At 72.1% G+C, this 24,682-nt stretch carries 25 protein-coding genes; 10 read left to right on the top strand and 15 right to left on the bottom strand.

Annotated features, from left to right (window positions below; all coding sequences use genetic code 11):
- Positions 1-44 precede the first annotated feature (44 nt).
- Together ACFYM2_RS09320 and ACFYM2_RS09315 are read right to left on the bottom strand one after the other, a co-directional pair.
- Positions 45-314: a GlsB/YeaQ/YmgE family stress response membrane protein gene (locus ACFYM2_RS09320; protein ID WP_350228656.1), complete on the bottom strand. Its 270-nt coding sequence runs from the start codon at positions 312-314 to the stop codon at positions 45-47.
- 226 nt (positions 315-540) lie between these two features.
- A complete protein-coding gene (locus tag ACFYM2_RS09315; protein WP_388834693.1) occupies positions 541-1,356 on the bottom strand; it encodes a polysaccharide lyase family 7 protein in 816 nt (271 codons plus the stop codon).
- A 239-nt stretch (positions 1,357-1,595) separates the two neighbouring features.
- Here ACFYM2_RS09315 and ACFYM2_RS09310 point away from each other — a divergent pair, with 239 nt between their 5' ends.
- Positions 1,596-2,222, top strand: a complete 627-nt coding sequence (locus ACFYM2_RS09310) for a VanZ family protein (protein ID WP_388459284.1) — start codon at positions 1,596-1,598, stop codon at positions 2,220-2,222.
- Between the two features lie 107 nt (positions 2,223-2,329).
- On the opposite strand, the gene ACFYM2_RS09305 is transcribed toward ACFYM2_RS09310, so the two are convergent.
- From ACFYM2_RS09305 to ACFYM2_RS09295, 3 genes are all read right to left on the bottom strand, one after another.
- A complete protein-coding gene (locus tag ACFYM2_RS09305; RefSeq protein WP_359008654.1) occupies positions 2,330-2,647 on the bottom strand; it encodes a hypothetical protein in 318 nt (105 codons plus the stop codon).
- A 62-nt stretch (positions 2,648-2,709) separates the two neighbouring features.
- Entirely contained in the window at positions 2,710-4,797 is a 2,088-nt protein-coding gene (locus tag ACFYM2_RS09300) for a SpoIIE family protein phosphatase (protein ID WP_388834690.1), read from the bottom strand.
- A gap of 331 nt (positions 4,798-5,128) precedes the next feature.
- Positions 5,129-5,506 carry a helix-turn-helix domain-containing protein gene (locus ACFYM2_RS09295; protein WP_359003326.1) on the bottom strand — a complete coding sequence of 126 codons (378 nt, stop codon included), beginning with the start codon at positions 5,504-5,506 and terminating at the stop codon, positions 5,129-5,131.
- Positions 5,507-5,742: 236 nt separating this feature from the next.
- On the opposite strand from ACFYM2_RS09295, the gene ACFYM2_RS09290 reads away from it, so the two are divergent.
- Positions 5,743-6,642 (top strand): RNA polymerase sigma-70 factor, encoded by a 900-nt coding sequence (locus ACFYM2_RS09290; RefSeq protein WP_359003327.1) that lies wholly within the window; start codon positions 5,743-5,745, stop codon positions 6,640-6,642.
- Complete coding sequence (locus ACFYM2_RS09285; protein WP_359003329.1) at positions 6,630-7,118, top strand: SRPBCC family protein; 489 nt, start codon at positions 6,630-6,632, stop codon at positions 7,116-7,118. Before ACFYM2_RS09290 ends, ACFYM2_RS09285 begins: the two co-directional genes overlap by 13 nt.
- A gap of 48 nt (positions 7,119-7,166) precedes the next feature.
- Here ACFYM2_RS09285 and ACFYM2_RS09280 read toward each other — a convergent pair whose 3' ends face one another.
- Positions 7,167-9,026, bottom strand: coding sequence for a M1 family aminopeptidase (locus tag ACFYM2_RS09280; protein ID WP_388459281.1), 1,860 nt, complete (start codon positions 9,024-9,026; stop codon positions 7,167-7,169).
- Between the two features lie 299 nt (positions 9,027-9,325).
- Between ACFYM2_RS09280 and ACFYM2_RS09275 the strand changes: the two genes are divergently transcribed.
- The 3 genes from ACFYM2_RS09275 to ACFYM2_RS09265 all read left to right on the top strand — a co-directional run bounded on the left by ACFYM2_RS09275 (position 9,326) and on the right by ACFYM2_RS09265 (position 11,811).
- Entirely contained in the window at positions 9,326-10,306 is a 981-nt protein-coding gene (locus ACFYM2_RS09275) for an ABC transporter ATP-binding protein (protein ID WP_359003333.1), read from the top strand.
- Positions 10,303-11,289 carry an ABC transporter permease gene (locus ACFYM2_RS09270; RefSeq protein ID WP_388834686.1) on the top strand — a complete coding sequence of 329 codons (987 nt, stop codon included), beginning with the start codon at positions 10,303-10,305 and terminating at the stop codon, positions 11,287-11,289. Before ACFYM2_RS09275 ends, ACFYM2_RS09270 begins: the two co-directional genes overlap by 4 nt.
- 102 nt (positions 11,290-11,391) lie before the next feature.
- A complete protein-coding gene (locus ACFYM2_RS09265) occupies positions 11,392-11,811 on the top strand; it encodes a GntR family transcriptional regulator (RefSeq protein ID WP_359003336.1) in 420 nt (139 codons plus the stop codon).
- A 113-nt stretch (positions 11,812-11,924) separates the two neighbouring features.
- Here the strand turns inward: ACFYM2_RS09265 and ACFYM2_RS09260 are convergent, their stop codons facing one another.
- The gene (locus ACFYM2_RS09260) at positions 11,925-12,572 is read right to left on the bottom strand and encodes an ANTAR domain-containing protein (RefSeq protein ID WP_359003338.1); all 648 of its coding nucleotides are present in this window, start codon (positions 12,570-12,572) and stop codon (positions 11,925-11,927) included.
- A 131-nt stretch (positions 12,573-12,703) separates the two neighbouring features.
- Between ACFYM2_RS09260 and ACFYM2_RS09255 the strand changes: the two genes are divergently transcribed.
- Both ACFYM2_RS09255 and ACFYM2_RS09250 read left to right on the top strand, forming a co-directional pair.
- Positions 12,704-13,066 carry a MarR family transcriptional regulator gene (locus ACFYM2_RS09255; protein WP_359003340.1) on the top strand — a complete coding sequence of 121 codons (363 nt, stop codon included), beginning with the start codon at positions 12,704-12,706 and terminating at the stop codon, positions 13,064-13,066.
- Between the two features lie 244 nt (positions 13,067-13,310).
- A complete protein-coding gene (locus ACFYM2_RS09250) occupies positions 13,311-14,816 on the top strand; it encodes a neocarzinostatin apoprotein domain-containing protein (RefSeq protein ID WP_388834681.1) in 1,506 nt (501 codons plus the stop codon).
- 52 nt (positions 14,817-14,868) lie between these two features.
- On the opposite strand, the gene ACFYM2_RS09245 is transcribed toward ACFYM2_RS09250, so the two are convergent.
- Positions 14,869-16,044, bottom strand: a complete 1,176-nt coding sequence (locus ACFYM2_RS09245; RefSeq protein WP_388834678.1) for an epoxide hydrolase family protein — start codon at positions 16,042-16,044, stop codon at positions 14,869-14,871.
- Positions 16,045-16,161: 117 nt separating this feature from the next.
- On the opposite strand from ACFYM2_RS09245, the gene ACFYM2_RS09240 reads away from it, so the two are divergent.
- Positions 16,162-16,830, top strand: a complete 669-nt coding sequence (locus ACFYM2_RS09240; protein ID WP_388834675.1) for a HEAT repeat domain-containing protein — start codon at positions 16,162-16,164, stop codon at positions 16,828-16,830.
- Between the two features lie 8 nt (positions 16,831-16,838).
- Positions 16,839-17,843: a MerR family transcriptional regulator gene (locus tag ACFYM2_RS09235; protein ID WP_388835113.1), complete on the top strand. Its 1,005-nt coding sequence runs from the start codon at positions 16,839-16,841 to the stop codon at positions 17,841-17,843.
- A gap of 21 nt (positions 17,844-17,864) precedes the next feature.
- Here the strand turns inward: ACFYM2_RS09235 and ACFYM2_RS09230 are convergent, their stop codons facing one another.
- The 7 genes from ACFYM2_RS09230 to ACFYM2_RS09200 all read right to left on the bottom strand — a co-directional run bounded on the left by ACFYM2_RS09230 (position 17,865) and on the right by ACFYM2_RS09200 (position 24,403).
- Entirely contained in the window at positions 17,865-19,877 is a 2,013-nt protein-coding gene (locus ACFYM2_RS09230; RefSeq protein WP_359003347.1) for an FAD-dependent oxidoreductase, read from the bottom strand.
- 255 nt (positions 19,878-20,132) lie between these two features.
- A complete protein-coding gene (locus ACFYM2_RS09225; RefSeq protein WP_359003348.1) occupies positions 20,133-20,456 on the bottom strand; it encodes a plasmid stabilization protein in 324 nt (107 codons plus the stop codon).
- 217 nt (positions 20,457-20,673) lie between these two features.
- Positions 20,674-21,657 (bottom strand): SMP-30/gluconolactonase/LRE family protein, encoded by a 984-nt coding sequence (locus tag ACFYM2_RS09220; protein ID WP_388834672.1) that lies wholly within the window; start codon positions 21,655-21,657, stop codon positions 20,674-20,676.
- Complete coding sequence (locus ACFYM2_RS09215) at positions 21,654-22,313, bottom strand: diguanylate cyclase (protein ID WP_359003352.1); 660 nt, start codon at positions 22,311-22,313, stop codon at positions 21,654-21,656. The genes ACFYM2_RS09220 and ACFYM2_RS09215 overlap by 4 nt, the downstream gene beginning before the upstream one ends.
- A gap of 180 nt (positions 22,314-22,493) precedes the next feature.
- Entirely contained in the window at positions 22,494-22,697 is a 204-nt protein-coding gene (locus tag ACFYM2_RS09210; protein WP_350228634.1) for a CDGSH iron-sulfur domain-containing protein, read from the bottom strand.
- Positions 22,678-23,331 carry a HemK2/MTQ2 family protein methyltransferase gene (locus ACFYM2_RS09205; RefSeq protein WP_388459257.1) on the bottom strand — a complete coding sequence of 218 codons (654 nt, stop codon included), beginning with the start codon at positions 23,329-23,331 and terminating at the stop codon, positions 22,678-22,680. The genes ACFYM2_RS09210 and ACFYM2_RS09205 overlap by 20 nt, the downstream gene beginning before the upstream one ends.
- A gap of 70 nt (positions 23,332-23,401) precedes the next feature.
- Positions 23,402-24,403 carry an iron-containing redox enzyme family protein gene (locus ACFYM2_RS09200; RefSeq protein WP_388834669.1) on the bottom strand — a complete coding sequence of 334 codons (1,002 nt, stop codon included), beginning with the start codon at positions 24,401-24,403 and terminating at the stop codon, positions 23,402-23,404.
- Positions 24,404-24,682 lie beyond the last annotated feature (279 nt).

Here is a 24,682-nt window from a genome sequence, read left to right as displayed (position 1 = left end):
GGGCGAGGCGCCGGGGCCGGCGGCCGATGGGCTCGCGGGATCCGTCAGTTGCGGCTGCGGTTGCCGATGATGAGGCGGTAGAGCGCGAGGACGATGACCGAGCCGATGATGGCGGCGATCCATGTCGAGAGGTGGAAGAACCCCTTGATGGAGTGGACGTGGAAGATGACCTTGCCGAGCCATCCGCCGAGCAGACCGCCGATGATGCCGATGATCATGGTGACCACGCAGCCGCCCGGGTCCCTGCCCGGCATGAGGGCTTTGGCGATGGCGCCGGCGAGAAGGCCGATCAGGATCCAGGCGATGATGCTCATGGCGCGTTCCATCCCAACGTCGGTGGGCCCGTACCGCCACGGCGGCGGTACGGGCGATGAAGTGTTCCGGGTGGCCGGGGGCCCTTGGCGGGCCGGGGGCCTTGTCGGGAAGAGTGCCCGGGTCGGCAACCGTTATGCCACTCGGGTCGGCCATTGGGGGGCTCGGCGCCAGGACCCGGCGCCGTGGTTCGGGGAACGAAATCCGTGGTGGAATCCGTGGTCCGGTTCAGCCGTGGGATACGGACAGCCTGGAGAACGCCACGCGCGCGCCCCTGGCCGTGCTGTCCGATGACGACTGGTTGTAGGAGCCGGCCTTGAAGTACTGGCGGTAGCCGTCGAAGGAGGACGGGATCGCATAGTGGGTGGTGCTCCCGTCGACCGTCAGATCGATGGTGTGGCCTCCCGAGACGCCGATCGTGTAGCTCCATGGCGCGCCCACCGCCACCTTGCCCACCGTGTGGAGTGTCTGGCCGCCCGAGGGCGACCGCTCCATGCCGAGGACGATGTCGCCGTTGGAGTGGTAGTACAGCTCGATCAGCGGTTTGGTGGAGGAGCCGCCCGTGCCCAGGTGGATCTGGCCGACGCACACGTTCGAGGTCACCGACACCACGCGCAGGGTCGCGCTCAGCCGGTGGGTGCCGCTCACCGTCCAGTTCGCGGGGCTGCCGTCGCGGTTCATCTCGCGCAGCTCGGAGCGGGCGTAGTGCGAGTTCGGCGTGGTGACACCCTTCTCCGGCGCCCAGAACGTCATCGCTCCGTCGTGCGGGTCGCTGTAGAAGTACGCGTCCTGGTAGCCGCCCGCGCCCTGGAGCCGGGACGAGGGGATCGTCGTGGGCGATCCGGGGGAGCCCACCGGCTCCTGGAGCTCCCACACGGAAAGGTCGAAGTCACCGCCGGGCGCCGCCGCCACGGATTGCGCGACAGGGACGGCGTGGGTCTCAACTGCCGCTTGGTGCGCGGTAGTTGAGGCGGGGGAGGTGAGGGCCAGGCCGGTGAAGGCAAGGGCTGTGGTGAGGGAGAGGAGCGGCGGGCGTATGCGCATGGAGGCCTTCCCGTCGGGAGGGGTGAACCGTGCGGGGCGGACGGTGCCGGCCGGAGCGGGCTCGACCGCTCGCTGTTCACCATGATGAACGCGATGCCTGGACGTGAACGGGGAAACGGTAGGGCTCCGTCTCGGGCCCGTCGAGAGATCCGTACGTCAACGGACCCGTACGCCGTGCGCGGCGAATTGCCGCTCGGGTCGGCCGCGTTGGGGCGGGGGCGCGGGGTACCCGGCACGGCATGGGACCAGAACCTCGACTCCAACGGCGTACCTGGCGCGCGGCGACCGCGCGCGCCGCCATCCTGATCGTCGGCTTCGTCTGCATGGTGGGCTTCGCGGTGATGCTGGCCAGGGCCACTCTCGTCCCGTCGCCGGGATCCGTGCGCTTCACCCACACCAATCTGCGGCCGGGTGATTCGATCCGTGCCTACTTCGCCCAGCCGGACTGGCGGGACACGGTGAAGCAGGTCGGCGGCAACATCGTGCTCGGCATGCCGTTCGGGGTGCTGCTGCCGGTGCTGTTCCCCCGGACCCGGGGTCTGGTGCGGGTGGTCCTGATGACCGCGTTCGTGATGCTCACCGTCGAGACGGCCCAGGGTCTGCTGATCACGGGCCGCGCCTTCGACATCGACGACGTCATCCTCAACTCGCTGGGCGCCTTCGCCGGTTACCTCATCCTGGGCCGACGCCTCGGGCGCGCCCTGTATCCCCGGCGCCACCACTGGTGGCAGCGACGGCCGGCGGAAGAGGTCGCCGCGCCGGAGACGGAGGCCGCGAAGGAGACGGGCGGCGCGCCGGTCCCGGCCGGCGGATCGAGGCCGCGCCTGCCGGCGATCCTGCGCGGCGTGCGCAAGCCGGCCCCGTGATCACGCCCGGAACACCGCCGCCTTTTGAGGTCCCGGCTTCCTGAGGACCCGGCCCCCGGGCTGTCGCGTGCGCGCCGCGTCGTCGGCGGCGCGCACGCGAGGTGACCTCATTCCGTGGTGATGCCCGTGATGACCGCGTCGCCGAGCGGCGCCTCGTCCTCGGCGTATCCCGCCGCCCGCAGCGCGGCGGTGACCGTCTGGCGGGCGTCCCGCTCGGCGGTCACGGTGTCGTCGGCCTCGACTTCGAGGCGCACGCTGAAGGCCGAGGAACCGCTGTAGAAGGTGAGCATGTCCAGGTCCTCGGCCTCACCCAGGCGGGTGCCGCGCGGGTCGGCGGGGCGCAGCGCGCGTTCGAGGGTCTGCGTGGCCTCCTCGGTGCGTTCGCCGAGGAGGGTTCCGGGGATGGTTACGACGTAGGTGGTCATAAACGTAGGGGGTGCCCAGCAGGCCCCCTTCGTACACCCGGCGCACGGGTGCGAAGACCCGTTCAGGACGGTCGGCGTGACGGCGTGACCTGGGCCATGAGCAGTGCGATGTCGTCGTGGCGCTGGGGCGGTGGCAGCGTGGCGAGCAGCCGGTCGCAGGTCGCCTCGAGCGGCAGACGGTGGTGGGTGAGCGCGTCGAGCAGCGCCCGCAGCCGGTCGTCGATGGGCTGGTCGCGAGTCTCCACGAGGCCGTCGGTGTACAGGACGAGCCGGTCGCCGGGGGAGCAGTCGATGGTGGTGGCGCGGAAGGGGACGCCGCCGACGCCGAGCGGGGCCCCGGTCGGCAGGCGCAGCAGGCGCGGAGCGCGGCCCGGGCGGTCCCAGATGGGCGGCAGATGACCCGCGAGGGCGATGCGGCACTCCGCGCGGTGCGGGTCGTAGACGGCGTACACGCAGGTGGCGGTGGTCTCGTCGAGTTCACCGGTGATGCGGTCGAGGTGGTGCAGGACGTCGGCGGGGTCGAGGTCGAGGCCGGCCAGGGTGCGGGTGGCGGTGCGCAACTGGCCCATGGTGGCGGCCGCGTTGATGCCGTGGCCCATCACGTCGCCGACCACGAGGGCGGTCTTGTCGCCGGCCACCGGGATGGCGTCGAACCAGTCGCCGCCCGCCTCTCCGATGGCGGCGGCCGGCTGGTAGCGGTAGGCCACGTCGAGCCCGATGGGCTGGGGCGGCTGACGGGGCAGCAGGTGGCGTTGCAGGGAGAGCGCGGCGTGGCGCTGCTGCTGGAACCAGCGGGCGTTGTCGATGCAGACGGCGGCCCGGGTGGCCAGTTCGAGGGCGAGGACGGCGTCGTCGTGGGTGAAGGGCTGCGGGTTGCGCGCCCGCTTCAGGTCCAGGGCGCCGAGCACTTCGCCGCGGGCGATCAGCGGGACAGCGAGGTAGGAGTGCAGTCCGGCCCCCGCGAGCAGCCCGGCGGCCTCCTCGTCCCGGGCGATGTTGGCCAGATCGCTCGGTCCCACATGGCTGACCAGGACGGGTCTCCCGGTGGTGACACACCGCGTGACCAGGCGCTCGGCGTTGTAGTTCGCGATATTGCCCGGGGTGTCGGCGGCGCGCAGCGCGTCGGTGGGGTAGGCGGCGGCGACCGCCAGGGCCCGGATGGCCACGGGCCCGGGGCCGGGCTCCTCGCCGCCCGCGCGGCCGTCGAGCACGGAGTCGAGCAGGTCCACCGCCGCGATGTCCGCGAAGTCGGTCACCACGAGGTCCGCCAGTTCGTGGGCGGTGCGGTTCAGGTCGAGCGTGGTGCCGATGCGGACCGTGGCACGGGCGATCAGGTCGAGGCGTCTGCGCGCCTCTGCGGCCTCGTTGGCCGCATGGTACTGGTCGCTGACGTCCACGATGGAGATCGCGACGCCCAGCACGCGCCCCGCGGAGTCCTCCAGGCGGTAGTACGACACGTTCCAGGCGTGCTCCGTCGGGTCGTCCGGGGTCCGCCCGATCGCCGTCTGGTCAAGCAGCGGCACCCCGGTCTCCAGGACGCGGCGCATCGCGGACTCGATGGAGCCGGCGTCGAGGAACGGCAGCGCGTCCTGGACCGTGCGGCCCATGTGCTCCCCGGCCGGAACGCCGTTGATCCGCGCGAGGGCCGGGTTGACCAGCACGTACCGCAGCTCGGTGTCGAGCACCGCGAGCCCGATCGGGGACTGCGACACCAGCCGCACGGACAGGGCCAGGTCGCGCTCCACGGCCCGGACGGTCGGCTCGTCGGTGGCGATCCCCAGCGCGTACAGGCCGCCGTGGTCGTCCTGGAGCCGCATGTTGCGGAACTCCACCATCCGCGTACGGCCGTCCTTGTGCCGGATGGGGAAGACGCCCGCCCAGGTGCCCCCGCCGCTCATCACCCGGGCGAACAGATCCAGGACGAGCGGGCGGTGCTCCTCGGCCACCAGGAGCTTCGCGGCGGAGCGGCCGAGCGCTTCCTGGGCGTCCCAGCCGAACAGATCATGGGCCTGCGGGCTCCACAGCGCGATCCGGCCGGTCTCGTCCAGCACTATGGCGGCGACGCCGAGCACGTCGAGCAGGCCGCCGGGCTCGGAAGCGGCGACGCGCAGGGGACCCAGCCGCTCCCCGGACACCTCGGATGCGTTCATCGTCGGCCCTTCGTCAGCCTGCCTGCCCGATACCTCACTCCTGTCCCAGCGCCTCCACCATCTTCTCCCGGCGCGGCCCGGTTGGCAGTCCATGGGAGGCGGGAGAATCGGGGCGCGCTCGGCGGGCGGCTCCGGCGCGCCCGCCCGGCGAGGGCTCGGGCACGGTCTAGGGGGTGTCTGGTGGACCATGGCCGGGGGCGCGGCGTCTGGCACGGCGCCTCGCGGCGTTGCCGAATCGCCCCGATAGCTCCGCTATCGAGACGCTCCGGCGCCTTGCGATGCACCGCACCAGACGCCGCGCCCTGACCGACCCTGATCCACCAGACACCCCCTAGCCGGACCGGCCGGATTCCGCCTGCGCACCCTGCCCGGACGCCGGTGACCAGGGGCGGGGCTGCTTCTCGCGCTGCTCGTCGTGCCGCGCCAGGACGCCGAGCAGCGTGGCGACGGTCAGCCCGGCCTCGGCGGGGTGTCTCAGCGGGTTGCTCGGTTCGATGCGGTAGGTGTTGGAGCGGCCCTGGCGGGTGTGCGAGAGGTACCCCGCCTCTTCCAGATCGACGATGATCCGCTGAACGGCGCGCTCGGTGAGTCTGCAATGCGCGGCGATGTCGCGTATGCGCGTCGATGGGTTGTCGGCGATCGCGGCCAGCACGCGGGCGTGATTGGTCAGAAACGTCCAGCCCGCATACGGCTCAGGTACGGCACCCATTCCCCGAGGGTATGACGGGGCATTCACGCAAACAAACGGGGGAAAGCCATGTCGTGGTGCTTCGGACGCCGGATCGCCGGGAGGGCGGGGCCGCCGACGCGTGGCCGTGTGAAGCGGATCACATCGCGAAGGTGTCACGTTCCGGCGGGCCAGGGGTGTCTCGATGGGCATGAACGGACAGGGAAGGGCGGCCGGGATGCCGCAGGACGCGTGCGGCGCGGCGGGGGAGCGGGGCCATGGCTGAGGATGCCTTCACCGAGCACCGCGCGCTGCTGTTCACGATCGCCTACGAGATCCTGGGCAGCGCCGCCGACGCCGAGGACGTACTCCAGGAGAGCTATCTGCGGTGGAGCGCGGTGGAACCGGGGAGCGTGGAGCATCCGCGCGCCTACCTGGTGCGTGTGGTGACCCGGCAGGCCCTCAACCACCTGCGCAAGGTCAAGGCCCGGCGCGAGGAGTACGTCGGCACCTGGCTGCCCGAGCCGATCCGCACCGACCCCGCCGTGAGCGAGGACGCGGTCCTGGCCGAGTCGGTGTCGATGGCCCTGATGCTGGTCCTGGAGACGCTGAGCCCGACGGAACGCGCGGTGTTCGTGCTGCACGACGTGTTCGGCTACACCCACGGCGAGGTCGCCGCTTCGGTCGGCAAGACGGAAGTGACGGTCCGTCAGATCGCTCATCGGGCCCGGCGGCACGTCCACGCGCGACGCCGGCGCTTCGAGCCCGACTCCGAGGCATCCCGCGAGATCGTGCGGCGGTTCCTGCTCGCGACGTCCGAGGGCGAGATCCAGGGCCTGATGGACCTGATGGCGCCCGACGTCGTCCAGATCGCCGACGGCGGCGGCAAGGTGTTCGCCGCCCGCCGTCCGGTCACCGGGCACGCCGACGTGGCCCGGTTCGTGCTCGGAGTGGCCCGCACCAGCATCACCGCGACGACCCGGATCGAGCACGCCACCTACAACGGCATGCCGGCGGCCCGGTTCCTCAACGACGGCGAACTCGACTGGCTGGTCGCCTTCGAGATCCACGACGGCAAGATCACCGGCCTCTACGCCATGCGCAACCCGGACAAGCTGCACCGTGCCGACGCGGTGCGCACACTCGACAGAGGAGAACAGCGACCATGGAGACCATGACCGCGGAGCGCGTCATCGCCGCCCCCATCGAGGACGTCTTCGCCTGGCTCACCACGACCACCAACTACACGCGCTCGCCCCTGGTGGTGCGCTGCCGGCTCACCCGGCGCGGCGCTTCGGCGCCCTACGGCGTCGGCGCGGTGCGCAGCCACCTGTGGATGATCGGCTGGCTCAGGGAGCGCATCACGCGCTACGAGGCGCCGTACACCACGGAGTACGTCGTCGAGCGCAGTGTGCCGCCGTCGCGCCACGAGTTCGGCGGCATGACGTTCAGCGAGGTAGAGGGCGGCACCCGGGTGATCTGGACGACCCGCGCCGAAATGGCGATGCCCGTGGTGGGGCCCTTCCTGACCCGGGCCGTGGTGGCGCCGATGATCACGCGCTCCTTCGACAGCATCCTCGCCGCGGCCGACGCCGCGCTGACCCAAAACCCGCGCGCCGAACGGAACATGACGGGCCGGCGGCGCCAGGCGTGAGAGAGGGGCGAGCCCGCCGGGCTCGCCCCTCCGCGGTATGACGGTCCGTCAGCCGTCGATGCGGTGCTGGGTCCAGAACGAGGTCAGGTCCGTGGCTGTGGCCGCCTGGGCGGCCGCCTTGAACTCGGCCGTGGTCGAGACGCCGTACCAGTGCGACGTGGCGTAGTCCTTGAGGAGCTTGGCCATGGCCGTGTCACCGAGGACGCGCCGCAGGTCGTGCAGGGCGCACTTGCCGTAGCCGTAGACGACGGTCGAGTACCGGTCGGAGTGCGCGTCCCAGTAGGCCATCGAGTTGGTGATCTTCTCGGCGGACGACGCCCAGGAGACGCTGTTCCAGCAGCCCGTGCCGGTCTTGTTCTGTGCCAGGTCGGTGGAGTAGTCGGCGAAGGCCTCGTCGAGCCAGGGGTTGTTGTACTCGTCGTCGCCGACGATCCCGTACCACCACTGGTGGCCTATCTCGTGGGTCAGCGCCGTGGTGGAGACCAGGTCGAGGACGAAGCCGGGGTACTCCATGCCGCCGAACCAGTAGTTGTTGTCGATCACCGCGTCCAGCTCGCCGTAGGGGTAGGCGCCGAACCGGGACGCGTGGGTGTCCACGGCCGACTTGGCGGTGGCGAGCATCGACTGGGCGTCGGATGAGCTGATGCCGGACACGGAGTAGATGTTGATCGCCGTGCCCGCGGGCGAGGTGCCGGAGATCTTGCTGAAGGGGCCGGCCGCCCAGGCGAAGTCGCGGACCTTGGACGCGGTCGCCGTGGTGATGGTGCGGCCGCTGGATCCGGGGGTGTCGACCGAGGTGCCCGTGGCCGGGACCAGCAGGCCGCTCGGATGGTCCAGGGTCACATGGAAGTCGGCGGCCAGGGAGTAGAACGACTCGCCGTTGTTGGTGTACGGGTCGAGGTGCCAGCCCGCCGCGTCGCGGATCGCGAGCACGGGCAGGGCGTTGCCGATGTTGCTGAAGGCGCCGTCGGCGCCGAAGCGGTCGGCGCCGTCGGGCACGCTGATGCCCAGGTCGAAGCCGATGGTGGCGGACTGCCCCTGGGGCAGCGGCGCGGGCAGGGTGACCTTGAGGGCCGTGCAGTCGACGGAGAGGTCGCCCGCCGTGCCGCCGGTCACGCCGCTGACCGTGATCGGCATCGCCGAGCAGGAGCCGTGGGCGTTGTCCCACAGCCGCAGGTAGATCTCACTGAGCGCGGTGGCGGAGGCGTTGGTGAAGGTCGCGCTCTCGTGCCCGCTCCACTGGGTGCCGCTCGTGTCGCTGCTCAGGTTGACGGTGTACGCGGGTGAGGCGGGCGTACGGGTCGAGTCGCCGGGCGGGGTCGTGCCGCCCGAGGTGTCGAGGGCGATGTCGTCGAGGACGAAGCTCGTCTGGAGGCTCGAATCCTCCTTGCCGGTGAAGGACAGGCTCACGGTCTGCCCCGCGAACCCCGACACGTCGAAGGACTTCTGTACGTACCCGGTGTTCTTGTCGAGGTTGGAGTACGTCGCGAGCGTCGTGCTGCCGATCTTCGCCGTGAGCTTGTCGTACGCGGTCGACGACGTGGTCTCCGCGGTGTCGATGTGCAGCCAGAAGGTGAGCTTGGCCGAGCTGCATCCCGAGGGGATCGTGACGCTCTGGGAGAGGGTGTCGGTGTGCGTGCTGCCGACGCCGTCGAGCCAGGCGAAGCTGCTGCCGCCGTGCGCGCTCTCGCCCACGCGACTGGTGATCACGCTGCTGGACGACTGGGTCCACGGTGAAGTGCCGCTCTCGAAACCGCCGTTGGCGACCACCTGCGCCGGGGTGCACGCGGCGGCGCGGGGCGCCGTGGCCGGCGCGGCCGACGCCGGCGTGGCGGGCAGGGAGACGGCTGCCAGCGCGGCGACCGCGCAGGCGGTCACCGCGAGGGACTTGTGGGGGGTGGGTCTCACACGGAACTCCTTGGAGAGGGCCGGGATGCCGGCCGGCTCGGTGGCCCCCGCTCGGCTTGGGTGCGCCGCGCGGGGGCCTCGGACGGTGTGCGGCGGGCGCACGATCGCTGAGGTGAGAGTTCATCGGCTGTCTTCCTGCGGTCAGGGCGACAGCCGTGGGGCAGCTTGGCAGGTATGACCGGTCCATGCCAAGAGATCCCCGGCCACAACCCCGCGCGGACGGGGGCGGATTGACAGGCTCACGCCCTGAAGACCATGATTCCACTAGTTGACTAGTGGAATCTTTCGCGAGGGGGAGCATGAGCGGCACGGCCACTGCGGGAGAGGGTGCGGGTGCGGGTGCGGGCACGAGCGCGGGCCGGTGGGCCCTTGAGGCGCGCGGGCTCGGGAAGAAATACCGCCGGGCATGGGCGCTGCGGGAGGAGTCCTTCCGGATCCCGGCGGGCCGCGTCTGCGGTCTCGTCGGACCCAACGGGGCAGGAAAAAGCACCCTGTTGGGGATCGCCGCCCGGCTCGTCGAGCCGACGTGCGGCGAGCTGCGGATCTTCGGACGGCCCGTGGGCGACCCGTCCGTGATGCCCCGGTACGCCTACCTCGGCCAGGACAAACCGCTGTTCAAGCGGTTCACTGTGGCGCAGTGCCTGAGGATGGGCCAGGAACTCAACCCCGGCTGGGACCAGGCGGCGGCCGAACGGATCGTGCGCGAGGGGAACGTGGCGCTCGACGCCAGAGTGGGAGGCCTCTCGGGCGGCCGGCGCACCCGGGTGGCCTTCGCGCTGGCCTTCGGCAAGCGCCCCGACCTCCTGCTCCTCGACGAGCCGATGTCCGACCTCGACCCGCTCGCCCGCGACGAGATCGCCTCCCTGCTCATGTCGGAGGTCGCCGAACGGGGCATCACCGTGGTGATGTCCTCCCATCTTCTCTCCGAGCTTGAGCACATGTGTGACTACCTCCTGGTGGTGGCCGACGGCCGGGTCCGGATGGCGGGTGACGCCGACGAACTGGTACCGCTGCACACCCTGGTCACCGGCGTGATGGCGGACGGCGCCCTGCCGGACGCGCTCAACGCGCACACGGTGATCGATGTCCGAGCGGCGGGGCGGCAGTTCACGGCCCTGGTGCGCCATGAAGTTCCGCTCGACGAGAGCTGGCAGCTCGCCGAACCGACCCTGGAGGAGGTGCTGCTCGGCTACCTCCGCCACCCGGAGGCGCCCGCGCTGCTCTCCCCGACCGCCGTCCCCGACCACCGGCCCGGCAACCGACAGGAGTACGCGGCATGAGCACCCTCACCCGCGCCGCCACGCCCCAGGAGCAGACCCGCGCCGGCCGCCTGCGGCTGCGCGGGCTCGCGTGGCTGATGGTGCGTCAGCACCGGCCCGCGCTCCTCACCTGCGCCGCTGCGGTCCTCATCGGCACGCTCTGGATGATCCACGAACGCGGCGCCGCGCTGGACACTTTGCACGCCGCCGGGTGGCCGGCGAAGTCCCGCGACGCGCTCGACGGCCCCACCGTGCAGCGTCTGGACAACTCCTTCGGCGACGCCGCCCGCTACCTCGGGTACCTGCCGTTCCTGTTCGGCGTGTTCATCGGCGCCCCGCTGATCGCCTCCGACCAGGAGCACGGCATCACCCGTCTGGTGTCCACCCAGTCGGTGACCCGGATGCGCTGGCTGCTGTGGAAGCTCGGGTTCGCGCTCACGCCGGCCGTGGTGACCACCGGGGTGCTCGGCGGCGTCTTCGGCTGGTGGTGGCGGGCCGTGCGCCCCGTGGTGTCCAGCAACTGGTTCGACGGTTCGGTCTTCGACAACTCGCTGCCGGTGCTCACCGCGCTCACGCTGTTCACGACGTCCCTCGGCATCGTGATCGGCGTCCTGGCGCGGCGCGCGGTGACCGCGATGGTCCTCACCCTGATCGCCACGGCGGCGGCCCTCCTCGTGGGCGACTACCTCAAGCCCCGGCTCGCCACGCCGCGCAGGGTCGCCTTCCCGCTCGACGGCGCGCACCCCGCGGTGCTCTCCGACGCCGTCCAGGTCGACCAGTGGGTCGGCACCAGCTCCGGGAAGGTCTACGGCTGGGGTACGTGTGTGAACGACGCCGCACCCGAGGCCTGCCGGGCCAAGCTGGGGATCGTCGACTCGGTCTGGGACTACCTCGGCCCCGACCAGATGGCCCCCCTCCAGTGGACGGCCGCGGGACTGCTGTTCGGCGCGAGCGTGCTCCTGGTGGCCCTCGTCGTGTGGCGCGTCCGGCGCCGGGCGCTGTAGCCGTGGGGAGATCCGTATGATCTCGACGCGCCCCACGGCCCCGGGCGCCACGCGTCCGGCGCCTCCCGGCGCGGCGAACGGCACGGAAAGGAGGCGGGCGGCATGGTCGTGTTCCGCATAGAGCGACGCAGCGGTGTGCCCGCGTACCTCCAGATCGTGCGCCAGGTCGAACAGGCGCTGCGGATGGGCGCGCTCGCGGCGGGCGACCGGCTGCCCACCGCGGCGCAGGTCGCCGCCGACACCAAGGTCAACCCCAACACCACGCTCAAGGCCTACCGGGAACTGGAGCGCTCCGGACTGGTCGAGGTCCGCCAGGGCGCGGGCACGTTCATCACCCGCACCATCGCCGCCCCCGAGAGCGAGCCGGAGTCACCTTTGCGGGCGCGCCTCGCCGACTGGCTGCGCGAGGCCGCCGCGACGGGCCTGACGGAGCGTGAGGTCACCGCGCTCTTCGACGCGGTGCGCGCCCAGATGTACGCGCCCGCGCCGATGCGGTCACCGGACGCGCCCGCGGCCCCCTAGGGGGTGTCTGGTGGACCATGGCCGGGGGCGCGGCGTCTGGCACGGCACCTCGCGGCGTTGCCGAATCGCCCCGATAGCTCCGCTATCGAGACGCTCCGTGCGCCGGCGCGAACTCACCCGACGCGACCGCTCTCGCCGGACGCCTTGGCCACCGCCGCGCACAGCCGTTCCCGTACGGCGTCGGGCAACGGCGTGCCGGCCGCCGACTCCACCACCTGCTCCGCCAGGCTGCGCAACTTGATGTTGGTGTGCTGCGAGGTGGAGACCAGCACCTTCCACGCGGCGTCCGCACTGATGGTGAAGGCGGCCATGAGGATGCCGCGCGCCAGGTCGATGGTGCCCCTGCTCTGCATCGCCCGCCGCAACTGGTCGAGTTCCCGGCGCAGTTCGGCCTCGGGGCCGTCCGCCTGCGCGGTGGTGCGGGCCGCCACCGCCTCTTCGAGCGGCGGGGCCGCGACGGACGGGGGCAGCGCCCGCTCCCTGACGTTGAGCAGGAGATGGACGGCCGCGCAGTCGCAGAACTCGACGTCGGCGAGGTCCAGCTGGACGCCGCCGTCCGGCGCGGCGGGCGCGGGGTGGAGGGCGTGCCGCAGCCGGTGGTCCGCGCTGAGGTCGAGTTCGCCGCACACGCTGACGACCGTCCCGTCGCCGTCGGGGCGGCTGAGGACGGTGAGCCCGGACAGGGGACGCGTGGCATCGGAGCCTGCGAGCCGCGTACACGCGTCGGCCTGCCCCGATGTGGTTGGTTCACCGTGCGACATGGTCATCTCCCTGCGCACTACGGCAATTCCTCCTGGAACAGAGTCGCGCTCCAGGACGATACACGTCAAGGGATACATGAAGCCAAATTCAGGTATTCCGCAGCGTGAGCGGGCGGCCCTACGATGCGCCCATGGGAGAAGTGCCGAAATCACATAGAGGATGGACGTTCATCACCAATCACGCGCGCGTGCTGGCGACGATCGCGGACGACCAGAACGTACGGATCCGGGCCATCGCCGCTCATTGCAGACTCACCGAGCGCGCGGTGCAGAAGATCATCGTCGATCTGGAGCAGAGCGGCTTCTTGTCCCATGCGCGAGAAGGCCGGGGCAACACCTACCGGATCGAGCCGGGCAAGGTCCTGCGCCACCCCGCCGAAGCGGAAGCCGGGCTCACCGTGGCCTCCCTGCTCGGCCTCCTCGCCAGGGACGAGGCGCACCGCGCCGACCGGCCCCGCGACGACGCGTATCGGGGCAACGGCGGCTGCCGCTGATCCGTCCGTACGCCCTTCTCGTGCGCCCGGCGCCCTCGGCAACGGCTTGTTCTCGCGGGTGACGCTGGCCGGTTGCGAACTGGCCGTGGCCCGCCCGCGCCGGGAGGATGCTCCCCTGCCGGGTGGGGCTACCGAGAGGGTGGAGCGGATGCGGTTACGAAGAAGAGGGTCACGGGAGCGGCGCTTCGGGGCGCTGATACGTGGCGCGATCGCGGTGGCCATGGCGTGCGCCGGAGCGGGCGCGATGACCGGAGTGTCCGCCCCCGCACAGGCGGCAGCCCTGCCGAAAGCGGCGCCCGCCGCGCCCGCCGCACTCACCGCAGCGGCATCCACCGGGTGCTCCACGGACTCCGGCGCCCGGGGCCTGGCCAGCTCGCCGGTCTCGGGCAGCCTGGTGTCCGTGGACCGCGCCGACGGGCGGATCGCACAGTTCCAGCTCTTCTACGACGCCACGGCGACGGGGGGCCTGCCCTTCGTCTGGCACCGCGAGCAGGAGCGCCCCGGTGGCGCCTACGGGGCATGGCAGCGGGTGAGTTCGGCGACCGTGGGCCCCAAGAGCTACTACGTCACCGCGGTGGAGAATTCGGCCGGCGATCTGGAGCTGCTGTTCTCCACCTACGGCACGTTCTGCCACTCGGTCGAGAAGGCCGGCGCCACCTCCTGGAGCGTCCCCGAGACGTTCGGGCTCGCCCCGACGCCGTACCACGGCGGTGTGGTGCTCTTCAAGGAGCGCGACGGCAGCATCGACGCCTTCGCCTCCGGCGCCGCCAACGGCAACACGATGGAAGTGCGCCACCAGCAGGACGCCCCGTCCGGCTGGGGCCCGGTCCTGCCCCTGGGGCCCGTGCCCGGCCAGGACGTCGGCCTCAGTCAGCCCAGTACGGTCGAACAACTCCCGGACGGCAGACTGCACTTGACGGTCCGCGAGTGGAACCGGGACCGCATGTGGGAGATCTACCAGACGCGTCTCGGCGGTGGCTGGGGCCCCTGGACGCTGATGACCCCGGGGCCCGCGCCGGCCACCCGGGCGCTCGCGGGCTCCGCCACGGGGCCGCGACTGACCGTGGACCGGACCACGGGTCTGCGCGACGGCGACATCTCCACGTTCACCATCGCGGGCGGCCCGCCCAAGGCCTATGTGTGGGTCAAGGAGTGCGGCCCCTCGGCGTCCGAGACCACCTGTGACGACGACACCGGGCGCCAGTTCCGGGTCTACCCCGACGGCACCTACCAGCTCTCGCCGAAGAAGCTGTACGCCCAACTGACCACTGCGGCAGGGCCGTTCGACTGCCGCACGGCATCGGCCGCCAACCCGTGCTCGCTGGCGCTCACCGACAACAACGGGGCGCTGCTCACCACCGTCCCGCTGCGGTTCGCCCCTGGCGCCCCGCTGGAGGCGCCGCCCACGCTGGGCGTGACGCCCGACACGGGCCTGGTGGACGGCCAGACGGTGCGTGTGACGGGCAAGGGCTACGAGGTGCAGTACCACCCGGCGGTCATGGAGTGCGCCACCGGCTCCACCGACACGCTCGGCTGCCGCCCGCGCTCAAGGCCGCCGGCCACCAGCGACACCGGCCGCCTCGACCAGACGGTCACCCTGTCGGCGACGTTCACCGCCATCGACAACCGCACCATCGACTGCCATGCCCCGGGCGCCTGCGAGCTGGTGGTCTTCGGCACCCGGGTCCGAGGGCCGGAAACGGTCCGCCATCCGCTCGCCTTCGTCCCGGCGTCGGCACATGTGAACTGAGGGGCCGTCAACAACCGTGCGGGGCCGCCGCGTTGGGCGGGCCCCGCACGGTTCAGCGAGCCGCGGCCGTCCGGTAGGGCCGGAAGAACGCGCGCAGCTCCTCGGCGTACAGCTCGGGCTCCTCGAACGGCGCGAAGTGGCCGCCCCGTGCGGGCTCGGTGACCCGCACCGCGTTCGTGGTGCGCTCCAGCCACGCACGCGGGGGCCGCACGACGTCCCCGCGAAAGAGCGAGAACCCGGACGGCACCTCGACCCGGCGGGCGAGCTGCGCGGGCGGGATCGCGGCGTTCGCGTGATACATGCGCATCGACGACGCGATGGTCCCGGTGAGCCAGTACAGCGTGACGTTCGTCAGGATCTCGTCCTTGGTGAAGCTCCGTCTCACATCCCCGCCGCAGTCGCTCCAGCCGCGCAGCTTCTCGACGATCCACGCGGCGAGCCCCACGGGCGAGTCGGTGAGACCGAAGGCGGCGGTCCCCGGCTTCGTCCGCTGCATGGCCGCGTAGGCCCCTTCGCTCGCGCCCCAGGCGGCCACGGCATCGAACCAGTCGCGTTCCTCGGCGGACAACGTCGACCGCTCGCCAAAGAAGACGGGCAGGCCGGCGTCGGTACGGTGCACGGCGACGACCCGGTCGGGATGGTCGAGCGCGAGATAGCGGCTGATGTGGCTGCCCAGGTCACCGCCCGCCGCGCCGAAGCGCTCGTACCCGAGGACACCCATGAGCTCGGCCCACAGCGCGGCGACGTCGATGGAGTTCAGGGGCGGGCCGGTGGGGCGGTCGGAGTGGCCGAAGCCCGGGATGTCGGGCACGACGACGTCGAACGCGTCGGCCGGGTCGGCGCCGTGGGCGCCCGGGTCCGTCAGGAGCGGGACGACCTTGGAGTAGCGCCAGAACGAATCCGGCCAGCCGTGGCTGAGGACGAGCGGCAGCACGGGCCCGGCGGGCGCCACGGCCCGTGCGTGCACGAAGTGGATCCCAAGGCCGCCCACCGGGACCCGGAAGCGGGGGAGCGCGGCCAGCGCAGCCTCCTGGGCGGGCCAGTCGAACTCGTCGGCCCAGTACGCGACGAGCTCGCGCAGGTAGCCGACATCGGTACCGAGCGACCAGTCGGCGTCCTCGGGGACATCGGGCCAGCGGGTCGCGCGCAGCCGCGCGCGCAGGTCGTCGAGCGCGCCGGGGGCGGTCTGCGCGCGGAACGGCTCGGAGGAGGGCTGAACGTCCGGCATGGCCCCACCCTACGACCGCGCCGCGCGGCACCGCCCGGCTCGCGCCCGACGCGCTCCCACGCCGTTTGACCTTCACACGGTGGCAAGGTCTTCACTGCTCCCCGAGGAGGTGGTCCCATGACCACGACGAGACAGGACACGGACGTGCCACACATGATCGAGGGACTGCGGGACAGCCGTTCTGCCGTGCGGCTGCGTGCCGCGATGGCCACCGGCACGGCGCCCGACCCGCGCTTTGTCGTCGAGCTTGTCGAGCGGTGCGCGGTCGAGCCCGAGTTCTTCGTACGCGACATGCTGACCTGGGCGCTCACCCGCCACCCGGTGTCCCTGACGCTCCCCGCGCTGCTGCGGGAAGTCCGCTCGGAGCGGGCGCAGGCACGCGCCCAGGCGCTGCACACGCTGTCCAAGATCGGTGACCGACGGGCGTGGCAGGCGATCACACGGGCGGTGCTGGCCGACCCCGACGACGAGGTGGCGCGCAGCGCCTGGCGGGCAGCGGTCCTTCTTGTGCCGGAAGGTGAGGAGACCCCCCTGGCCACGGCTTTGGCGACGCAGCTGGGGCGCGGTGAACGGGAGACACAGCTGAGCCTGAGTCAGGCGCTGGTCGCGCTCGGCGAGGTGATCGCGCCGGTTCTGGGGGAGGCGGCAGAGGCCGGCGAGCCGGGGACGCGCGCACACGCGCTCGCCACCGAACGGCTGCTGCGCGACCCGGACGCCGGCTTCGCGCAGGCGATCGAGGAGGCCAAACGCATCGTGGCGATGGCCGGTGCCCCTCAGGTGGGATGATCACACCTGTGCTGATCGGTGAGGTGGCGAGACGGTCCGGGGTCAGTGCCCGCATGCTGCGGCACTACGAATCGCTGGACCTGGTGCGGCCTTCGGGCCGTACGGGCTCGGGATACCGGGAGTACTCCGCGCGGGACCTGCGGCGGATCTTCCACATCGAGAGCCTGCGGTCGCTGGGTCTGTCGCTGCGTGAGATCGGGCGCGCGCTCGACGATCCCGCCTTCGCTCCTTCGGCGCTCGTCGGCGACCTCATCCGTCAGGCACACGAGCGCATCGCGGCCGAGACACGGCTCCTTACGCGGCTGCGCAGGATCGAGGAGGCGGACCCGAGCGACTGGGAGGACGTCCTCCATGTCGTCTCGCTGCTGCGGGCGCTGGGGTCCCCCAGCGCCGACGCCCGCCAGCGCGCGGCCCTCGCCTCGGCCGACGTGGTGCCGGCGCCGGTGGCGGCCCTGGCCGATGCGGCACTGCGCGAGAGGGACCCGAACGTCGCCGGCGCCCTGCGCTGGGCCCTGGCGCAGTCGGGCGAGGACGGGGTGGCACCGCTGGCCAAGGGGCTCGGCTCGCCAGTGGCCGAGGTGCGCGGGCGGGCCGTCCGGTCCCTGGCCGAGCTGCCAGGCGACGAGGTGATCGCGCACCTGCGGACCGGCCTCGCGGACCCCGACCTCGAAGTCCGCGGGTATGCGGCTCTCGCGCTCGGGACACGTGCGGTGACCGAAGCGGTCCCGACGCTCATCGACATGATCGTGGCCGGGAGGAACGACATCGACGCCGCCGACGCGCTGAGCGAACTGGCGGGTGACACCGCGTCGGCGGAGCGGATCGCGACCGGGCTGGTCGGCCGGCTCGCCGACGCCGCCACCCGGGCCCCCGCGCGCGGACGGCTGACCCAGGCGCTGGCGGGCATCGCGGGGGCGACGGCGTCACGCGCCCTCGCGGAGCTGTCGCACGACGAGGACAGGGCCGTCGCGCTGACCGCCACGTACGTTCTCCAGCTCCGCGCGGCACACTGACGGCCCCCCCATTCGCACGGGTCAGCGCGCCGCGTGGACCTCCAGGGCCACCCGGACCGCCGACTCCACGGCCCCCTCGATCCAGGCCGGCTTGAGCGAGGTGTGGTCACCGGCGAAGTGCAACGGGCCCTCGGGGGCGGGGATGTCGGGGAACAGCTCGGTGTGCTGGCCCGGCAGGAGGACCGATGCCTCGCCGTAGGCGTAGGGGTCGCGGGCCCAGCTCTGGGTGCGCCCGGCGCCGGTGTAGAAGATCTCGATGCGCTGCCCGTAGATCTCCTGCAACCCGGACAGGGCATGGGGATAGCGCGCGTCGTCGTCGAAGGCGTCCCAGCGCATCGCGTCGTCCGCCCAGGTGTAGGAGGCCAGAACCACGCCGCCCTTGCTGCCCGGCACCGAGTGGGAGGGGTTGAAGGTGAACCGGTTCGGGTTGTCGCTGACCGAACCCCCGCCGAAGCTGCCCACGGCGCCCGGCTGGTCACGGGTGGCGGAACGGTAGGCCGCGTAATAGGCGCGCTGGGCGGCGGACAGGTGCTCGCCGGTGACGGAGTCGTGGCGGCCGAGCAGACTGCCGTCGTCGGGAGCGAGCCCCCGGCGGTAGGAGTCGTACAGGTTGGGCGCGATGGTGGCGAGCTCGCGCTTCCAGTCCTCCTCGGTGAACTCCCACCAGCGGCGGCTGAATTCGAGCAGGACCTTGGTGGCGCTGTCGTAGTGGAGCTCGGTGACCGCCATGCGCTTGGCATACGACATCAAGGGGGCGACCTGGATGTGGCGCAGCCCCGAGAACGGCACGGTGACGATGGCGAGGTCGGCGGCGAACTGCTCGCGCACCGGCGCCTCTTGCTGCCCCTCCGAGACGGTGTCGACCCACACATGGGGCCCATCGGCGCTCACATGCGGGGTGTCGGTGTGGGGGCGGGACGGATCCCAGTACTCGATCCGGGTCACGCGCCGGTCGAAGCGTACGCAGTCGCGCACTTCCTTGAGCAGGGCGTCGGGCAGTGCGGCGGTGCCGCCCCGCAGCTCCCAGAACGTCGTGTCGGGGCTGATCAGGGCGGCGTCGAGGAAGCTGTGGATGAACGACAGGGGCAGGCGTGAGGTCAGATCCTCAAGGCAGCCGATCAAATTGATGGTGGCGTCGTCGAGCTTGGCGTACTCGGAGAGGAAGCGGCGCATGGACCAGTCACCGAAGCGCTCGATGACCCGGGCCCACCCGGCCACCATCTCCTCGGCCGGCTTGTCCACCCGGCGCCCGTCGCCGCCGACCGTGCTGAACTCGTCGCGGACCGGTGCCAGGGCGTTGCCGAGGATGGTGCTGGAGGGAACGTCCCACAGCGCCCGGGGAACCCCGAAGGAACGGTTGACGCGCCGAGGCGCACGCGCGTAGTCCGCCCGGCGGACCCGGAGGCCGTTGACGTGGATCCACGTCCGCATGGCCCGGCTGCCGTCGGCGTTCTCGTCCACCAGACGGAACTTCTGCCGCGCCACGCCGAGATGGTCGATGAGGGCCATGACCAGCGGGTGGCTCCCCGGGATGCGCATCGCGCCGGCCTCCGCGTACTGCCGGGGATCGGCGAACGGCTGCTCGGCGTGCTCGTGGCCGCCGGTCCTGAAGGTCTTGATCCGCCCGCCCGCACGGTTGCCGTTGGCCTCGATGAGGGTGACGGTGTGGCCGGCCCGCCGCAGGAGCAGCGTGGCTACGAGCCCCGCCGGTCCCGCCCCGATCACCAGTACCTTCTTGGCCCGGCCCGCCGACCGGGGCAGACCACTGCCCACCAGGACCTGGCGGTAGGACGGGACGAGGTCACGGCCGTCGGGCCCGCGCATCAAAAGCGCCCGCGCGACGGTCAGGCAGCGCTGCTCAAGTGACGCGGGGGAGGCGGGAGCCAGGGCGGGGGCGACGGTCGCCGCGGCGGCCGGGGGCGCGGCCGACGTCGTGGTGAGCGCACCGGCCGCGACGGCGGTGCCGAGCGTGAACCCGCGCCGGGACAGCGAATTGGGCCGCGAGATGGACGTGGAGGTGTGAGGCGATCGCATGGCCACACCATGCCGCCCCGTACACCCCCCGCCGGACCGGGCGCGCTCCTGGCCAGGGCTTCTTTAACTCAAACGGGCGACGGCGAACGGGACTTCGGGGCCGGCGCCCCACGCGGCCGCGGGGCCCATCGGCCGTCTCCGGCGATGGGCCCCGTACGACGCGGCGCGTGCGGTTCGCATGGGAAGCGCGGGCGGAGCGCGACGGCGTGTGATGCCCGGCCGCGCCGGCGCGGAGGACCGGACGCCCCAGGTCACCTACTTGTTGAGGGCGCGCTGCAACTGTGCCTTGTCCATGCTGGAACGGCCGTGGACATTGCGGCGCTGCGCCTCGGCGTAGAGCTGGTCGTACGTCGGTCCCTGCGCGCCACTGTGCGAACGCCGACCGCCCCGCTTGGAGGAGGACATGTCCTGAGTGGAACTCTTGCTCGCGGTCTTGGACTCACCCGACCGTGCTCGCTCCTTGTTGACCGTCCTCGCGGCGATCTCCTTGGCACGCTTGGTGCTCTCACCCCGGTCCTCGGCGCTCTCCTTGATGTGCTCGTACTGCCGTTCGCGCTTCGGGCTCGATCCGCTGGGCATGTCGTCTCCTTGCCTGTGGTGGTGATCGGGGAGCGATCACCTTCACCCTGTGCCGCACCCGGCCACTTCGCAATCGGAGCCGGGCCGACGGATGCGCCGTCCCTGGGGACCGGCAAGGCCTGGCAGTGCCGGCCCTGTCCAAGACGTCCGCACGGCGCGCCTACCCCGCCCCCGAGCGCCGAATCTCCTGCCTCAAGGGCCGGGGGACCGGGCGCTCTCACCGGGCGGCGGGCAGCTCGCACCAGGCGATCGCGTTCTCCACGAGACTCCCCATGACCAGGCGCTCCTCGCGTTCGGCGACGGATGTCGTCATCCCGAATCGCCGCCTCCCGCCACGCAGTTCACGCAGCACCCGGCCCTCCGCGTCCACCTCGATCACCCAGGCGCCCGAGGGCGGCGGGTCGGGCAGGTGCCGGGCCGCGGCGGCCACCGCGCGGCGCGCGCGGGCCGGCGCGCGGTGCAGCCACCGCGCAGGCGGGGTGCGCGGCGCGGCGAGCGCCACCCAGAAGCCACCGCCGGGGCTGCTGGACACGTTGTCGGGGAGGCCGGGAAGCGCGTCGGCCAGCGTGTCCTTGCGGCCCGCGCCGGGTCCGCTCAGCCGCAGCCGGGTCAGCCGGCACGCCCCGGTCTCGGCCACCATCACGTACGACTCGTCGGGGGCGAGCGCGACCCCGTTCGCGAACTGGAGCCCGTCCAGGAGTACTTGGGGCTCGCCGCCCGGCGACAACCGCACCAGCAGGCCCGTCGGCTCGTGCTCCAGGATGTCGGACAGCCAGTCGTCGAGGCCGTGACGGCGGCTGGAGACGGTGAAGTAGATCGTGCCGTCGGTGGCCGCCACCGCGTTGCTGCAAAAGCGCAACGGCGATCCGGCGACGGAATCCGCCAGCACCTCGGCGCTCCGGTTCCCTTCCGGGTCGAGCCGGAGCAGCCCCCTGTGGGCGTCACACACCAACAGGCGTCCGTCCGGGAGGAGTTCGAGCCCGAGGGGGCGTCCGTGGGTGTGGCCGACCTGCTCGATCGTGGCGGGGCGACGGGCGCCGGGAAGGACGATCCGCAGCACCCGCCCGTCGTCCACGCCGGTCAGGACGCGCCCCTCGCGGTCGAAAACGACATCCTCAGGACCGGTGGCGCCCAGCGCGACGCGGCGCGGCGAGGGTAACGGCGCCGGGTCGGGACGCGTCGCCGCCCCACCGCGCCTCACGCGGCCCGCCGGACGCGGCGGGCCCGCAGACAGCGCTTCATCTCCTCGGCGTAGGGAAGGCCCACGCCGAGGGCGATGGTCACGCCGAGCGCCGCGAGATACCGCGCGGGCAGCGGCCGGTCCTTGGGCAGCAGCTTCCAGTCGTCGGGGCCGGGGCCGCCCTTCACCGCCGCGCGGACGGCCTCGGGGTGCAGACACGCGACGAAGGCCATCGCGGTCAGTGGCAGCACTTCCAGGAAGCTGTGGATGTGCTGCTCCACCGGCCGCACCTCACGGCGCCCGGTGGCGAAGCTGACGTCGTACAGGGCGGTGGCGCCGTGGGCGAGCGCGGCGCTGCCCATGAGGGACAGAACCAGCGGGTTGACCTTGGCGAGCAGCCCCACGGCGACCGGGATGCCCGCTTCGGTCATCATCAGGGCGTGCACCGCCGACTCCCGCGCCCCGGAGGTGTCCTCGATCTTCGTACGCCGGTGCATCCACCAGTCCGCGACGCCCGGCACCACCCACAACGGCAGCACGCCGTACAGCAGGAAGCGGCGGTTGGCGGCCTCGACCCCCTCGACGGGCGCGGAGATCGGCAGATCGCGCCCACGTCGCCAGCGGGCCCAGGCGCGGGCGGGCAGGGCCAGGGGTACGGATATCGCGGACGTCGGCATGGCAACCCTTCTCGTCACGTGCTTCGCTGCGGTGCTGTTGGTGCCTCGGGGGTGTTGGCGGCTGGTGCGGCCAAGCCTCGCCCCGGAGCGGCGGGTCCGCCTTCCGGGGCGAGTGCGTCATGCGCCGTCCGGGTCATGGCGCCACCGGCCGGGCACTGCGCCTCCGGGGCGCTCCGCGCGTCAGTCGCGGCTGCGCCGGCGATGGCTGGTGTCGCACCAGGGGTAGCGCCGACTGCGTCGGCACATGCACAGGGCGACCAGGCAGCGGTCCGACACGGCCGTGGTGCCGTCGTCGAGGACGACCTCGACGGGCCCCTCGACGAGCAGGGGCCCCTCGCGCCGCATCTGGATGCGTCGGGCGTTGTCAGACGGGTCGTTCGGCACGGATGACCACCAGCTCCTCCATCGTCTCGTCGTCGTCGATCAGTCCCTGCTCGGCGAGCCAGGCGCGCCGCGAGCGCAGGACAGGACCGAACGGAATGAACCGGCGGTCGGCCACCGCGGCCTTCAGACCCTGCGCGCGCAGCTCGACCACGGTCGCCTGGGCATCGCTGAGCGCCGAGTGGACGATCAGGAGTACGCCTCCGGGCCGCAGCAGTGGGGGCGCCTCGCGGCAGATGCGGCTCAGCAGGAGCCGCCCGTCGCGCCCGGCGTCCCAGGCGCGGGCGGCGCCGCGCTCGGGAACGGTGGGGGAGAGCGCCGGTACGTAGGGCGGGTTGCTCAGGATGAGATCGAAGGACCGCCCCGCGAGCGGCGCGAGGAGGTTCCCCCGCACGACCCGGACCGGCAGACCCGCGAGGCGCGCGTTGAGACGCGTGCTGATCACGGCACGCCAGGAGATGTCCACGGCCGTGACCCGGGCGCCGAGGCGGGCCGCCGCGAGGGCGAGCGCGCCGGTTCCGGTGCAGATGTCGAGAACCTCGGCGCCTGGGGGCACCGCTTCGTCATGCAACGCGTCCGCCAGCAGGTCGGTGTCGTCCTGGGGGGCGTAGACGCCGGGGAGAGCGATGAGATTCACGCCCCCCGCGTACCCGACAATCCGTAATAGATCCGTGCGAATTTGCGTTTAGCGGCGGAAATCCTTGCGATTACTGGGGAAGAGGGGTCCGCAAGGATGACTTCCGTGCCTGCCAGTGCCCAAGGAGATGGTCGCCGAACCGGTCTTCGAGGAACACGGTGGCATCGACGCCGAACACGACGTCGGGCGCCAGCTCCGGCTCCTGCTCCAGGAGACCGCCGATGACCTCGTGCCGTACGACCTGTTCGTGCACCGCGTCCGCCTCGACGTGCTCGGTGTAGAAGAACTCCGCCGCCGCGCCGGCGCCGGCCCGCTTCATCGCGAGGGCCATGCGCCGCGAGGAGGGCGACGAGGTGACCTCCAGGGTGGCGAAGTGGCCGAGCAGCGCCCCGCGCAGTGAGCGGCGCAGCCCGAGGAGCGACATGAGATTCACCGTCGCGAGCATCTGGGCGGAGGCGGCGTCCACGTAGCGGCCGTACGCCGTGTCGAGCCCGAGGTCTTCCATCAGGTCGGCGAAGAGCTTGGCGTGCACCCGCTCGGCCCGGCCGCCGCCGTACTCGTCGAACTCCACCGCCGCCATCCCGGCCTTCGCCCGGCCCCACAGCCGTGGCAGCACCCACGCGTGCGGGTCGGCTTCCTTGAGGTGGTAGAGCGAGCGCTGAACGGCGTACTCGCGCAGCTGCCAGAGCTCGCCCTCGTCCTGGAGGAAGTAGGAGACGCCCGTGCCGTGGACCGGCTCGACGAGGAGTTCGTCGAAGGCGTCGTCCACGTCGTGGTCGCGCTTGGCGTCCTCGCGCAGCGCGGTCAGGAAGCGGTCCTCGAGCAGGCCGCGTACCGCGATGAGCGCGGGGTCCCATTCGCGGGCGTCGTCGACTCCGTCGAAGCCCCGGTAGTGCAGTTCGTATCCGAGGTACAGGGCGAGCTGGAGATCGTCGCCGTACGGTGTCGCGCGGGCGACGGCGCTCTCGTCGGGAAGCGGGCCCGCGTCGCCGCGCAAGTGGCCGATGAGGGCGGCGGACAGCTCCCCGCGGGCTTGCGGCAGGCCGGGGCTTCGCTGCTTGCTGATGGTCATGGTCTACGCGTACCCGGCCGCCCGCCGGGTGCAACGGGGGTGGCGGGTGGGATGCGACGGAGTGGAGGGGAGCCGTGTCGCCCGGAGGCGGCCGCGCTGCCGCCCACGAGGCTTACGGGGTGCCGTGCTTTCACACCGGTGGCTTGCCCGGCCGGACGCGTCGTAAGCCTCCCCTCAGGCGCATAAATCACCACCAATCAGGGCATTAAAGTGGGCAGAGTGCTCGGACGACGGGCCCCTGCCGCCCCGGCGGAGCGGACCCGCCCCGTCGAAGGAGCC

Origin of the sequence: Streptomyces sp. NPDC006711 (genome assembly GCF_042869775.1) — a bacterium.
In the GTDB taxonomy this organism is placed as follows: Bacteria; Actinomycetota; Actinomycetes; order Streptomycetales; family Streptomycetaceae; genus Streptomyces.
The sequence above is the reverse complement of the archived record's forward strand: the minus strand, read 5'-3'. Positions and strand labels throughout refer to the sequence as shown.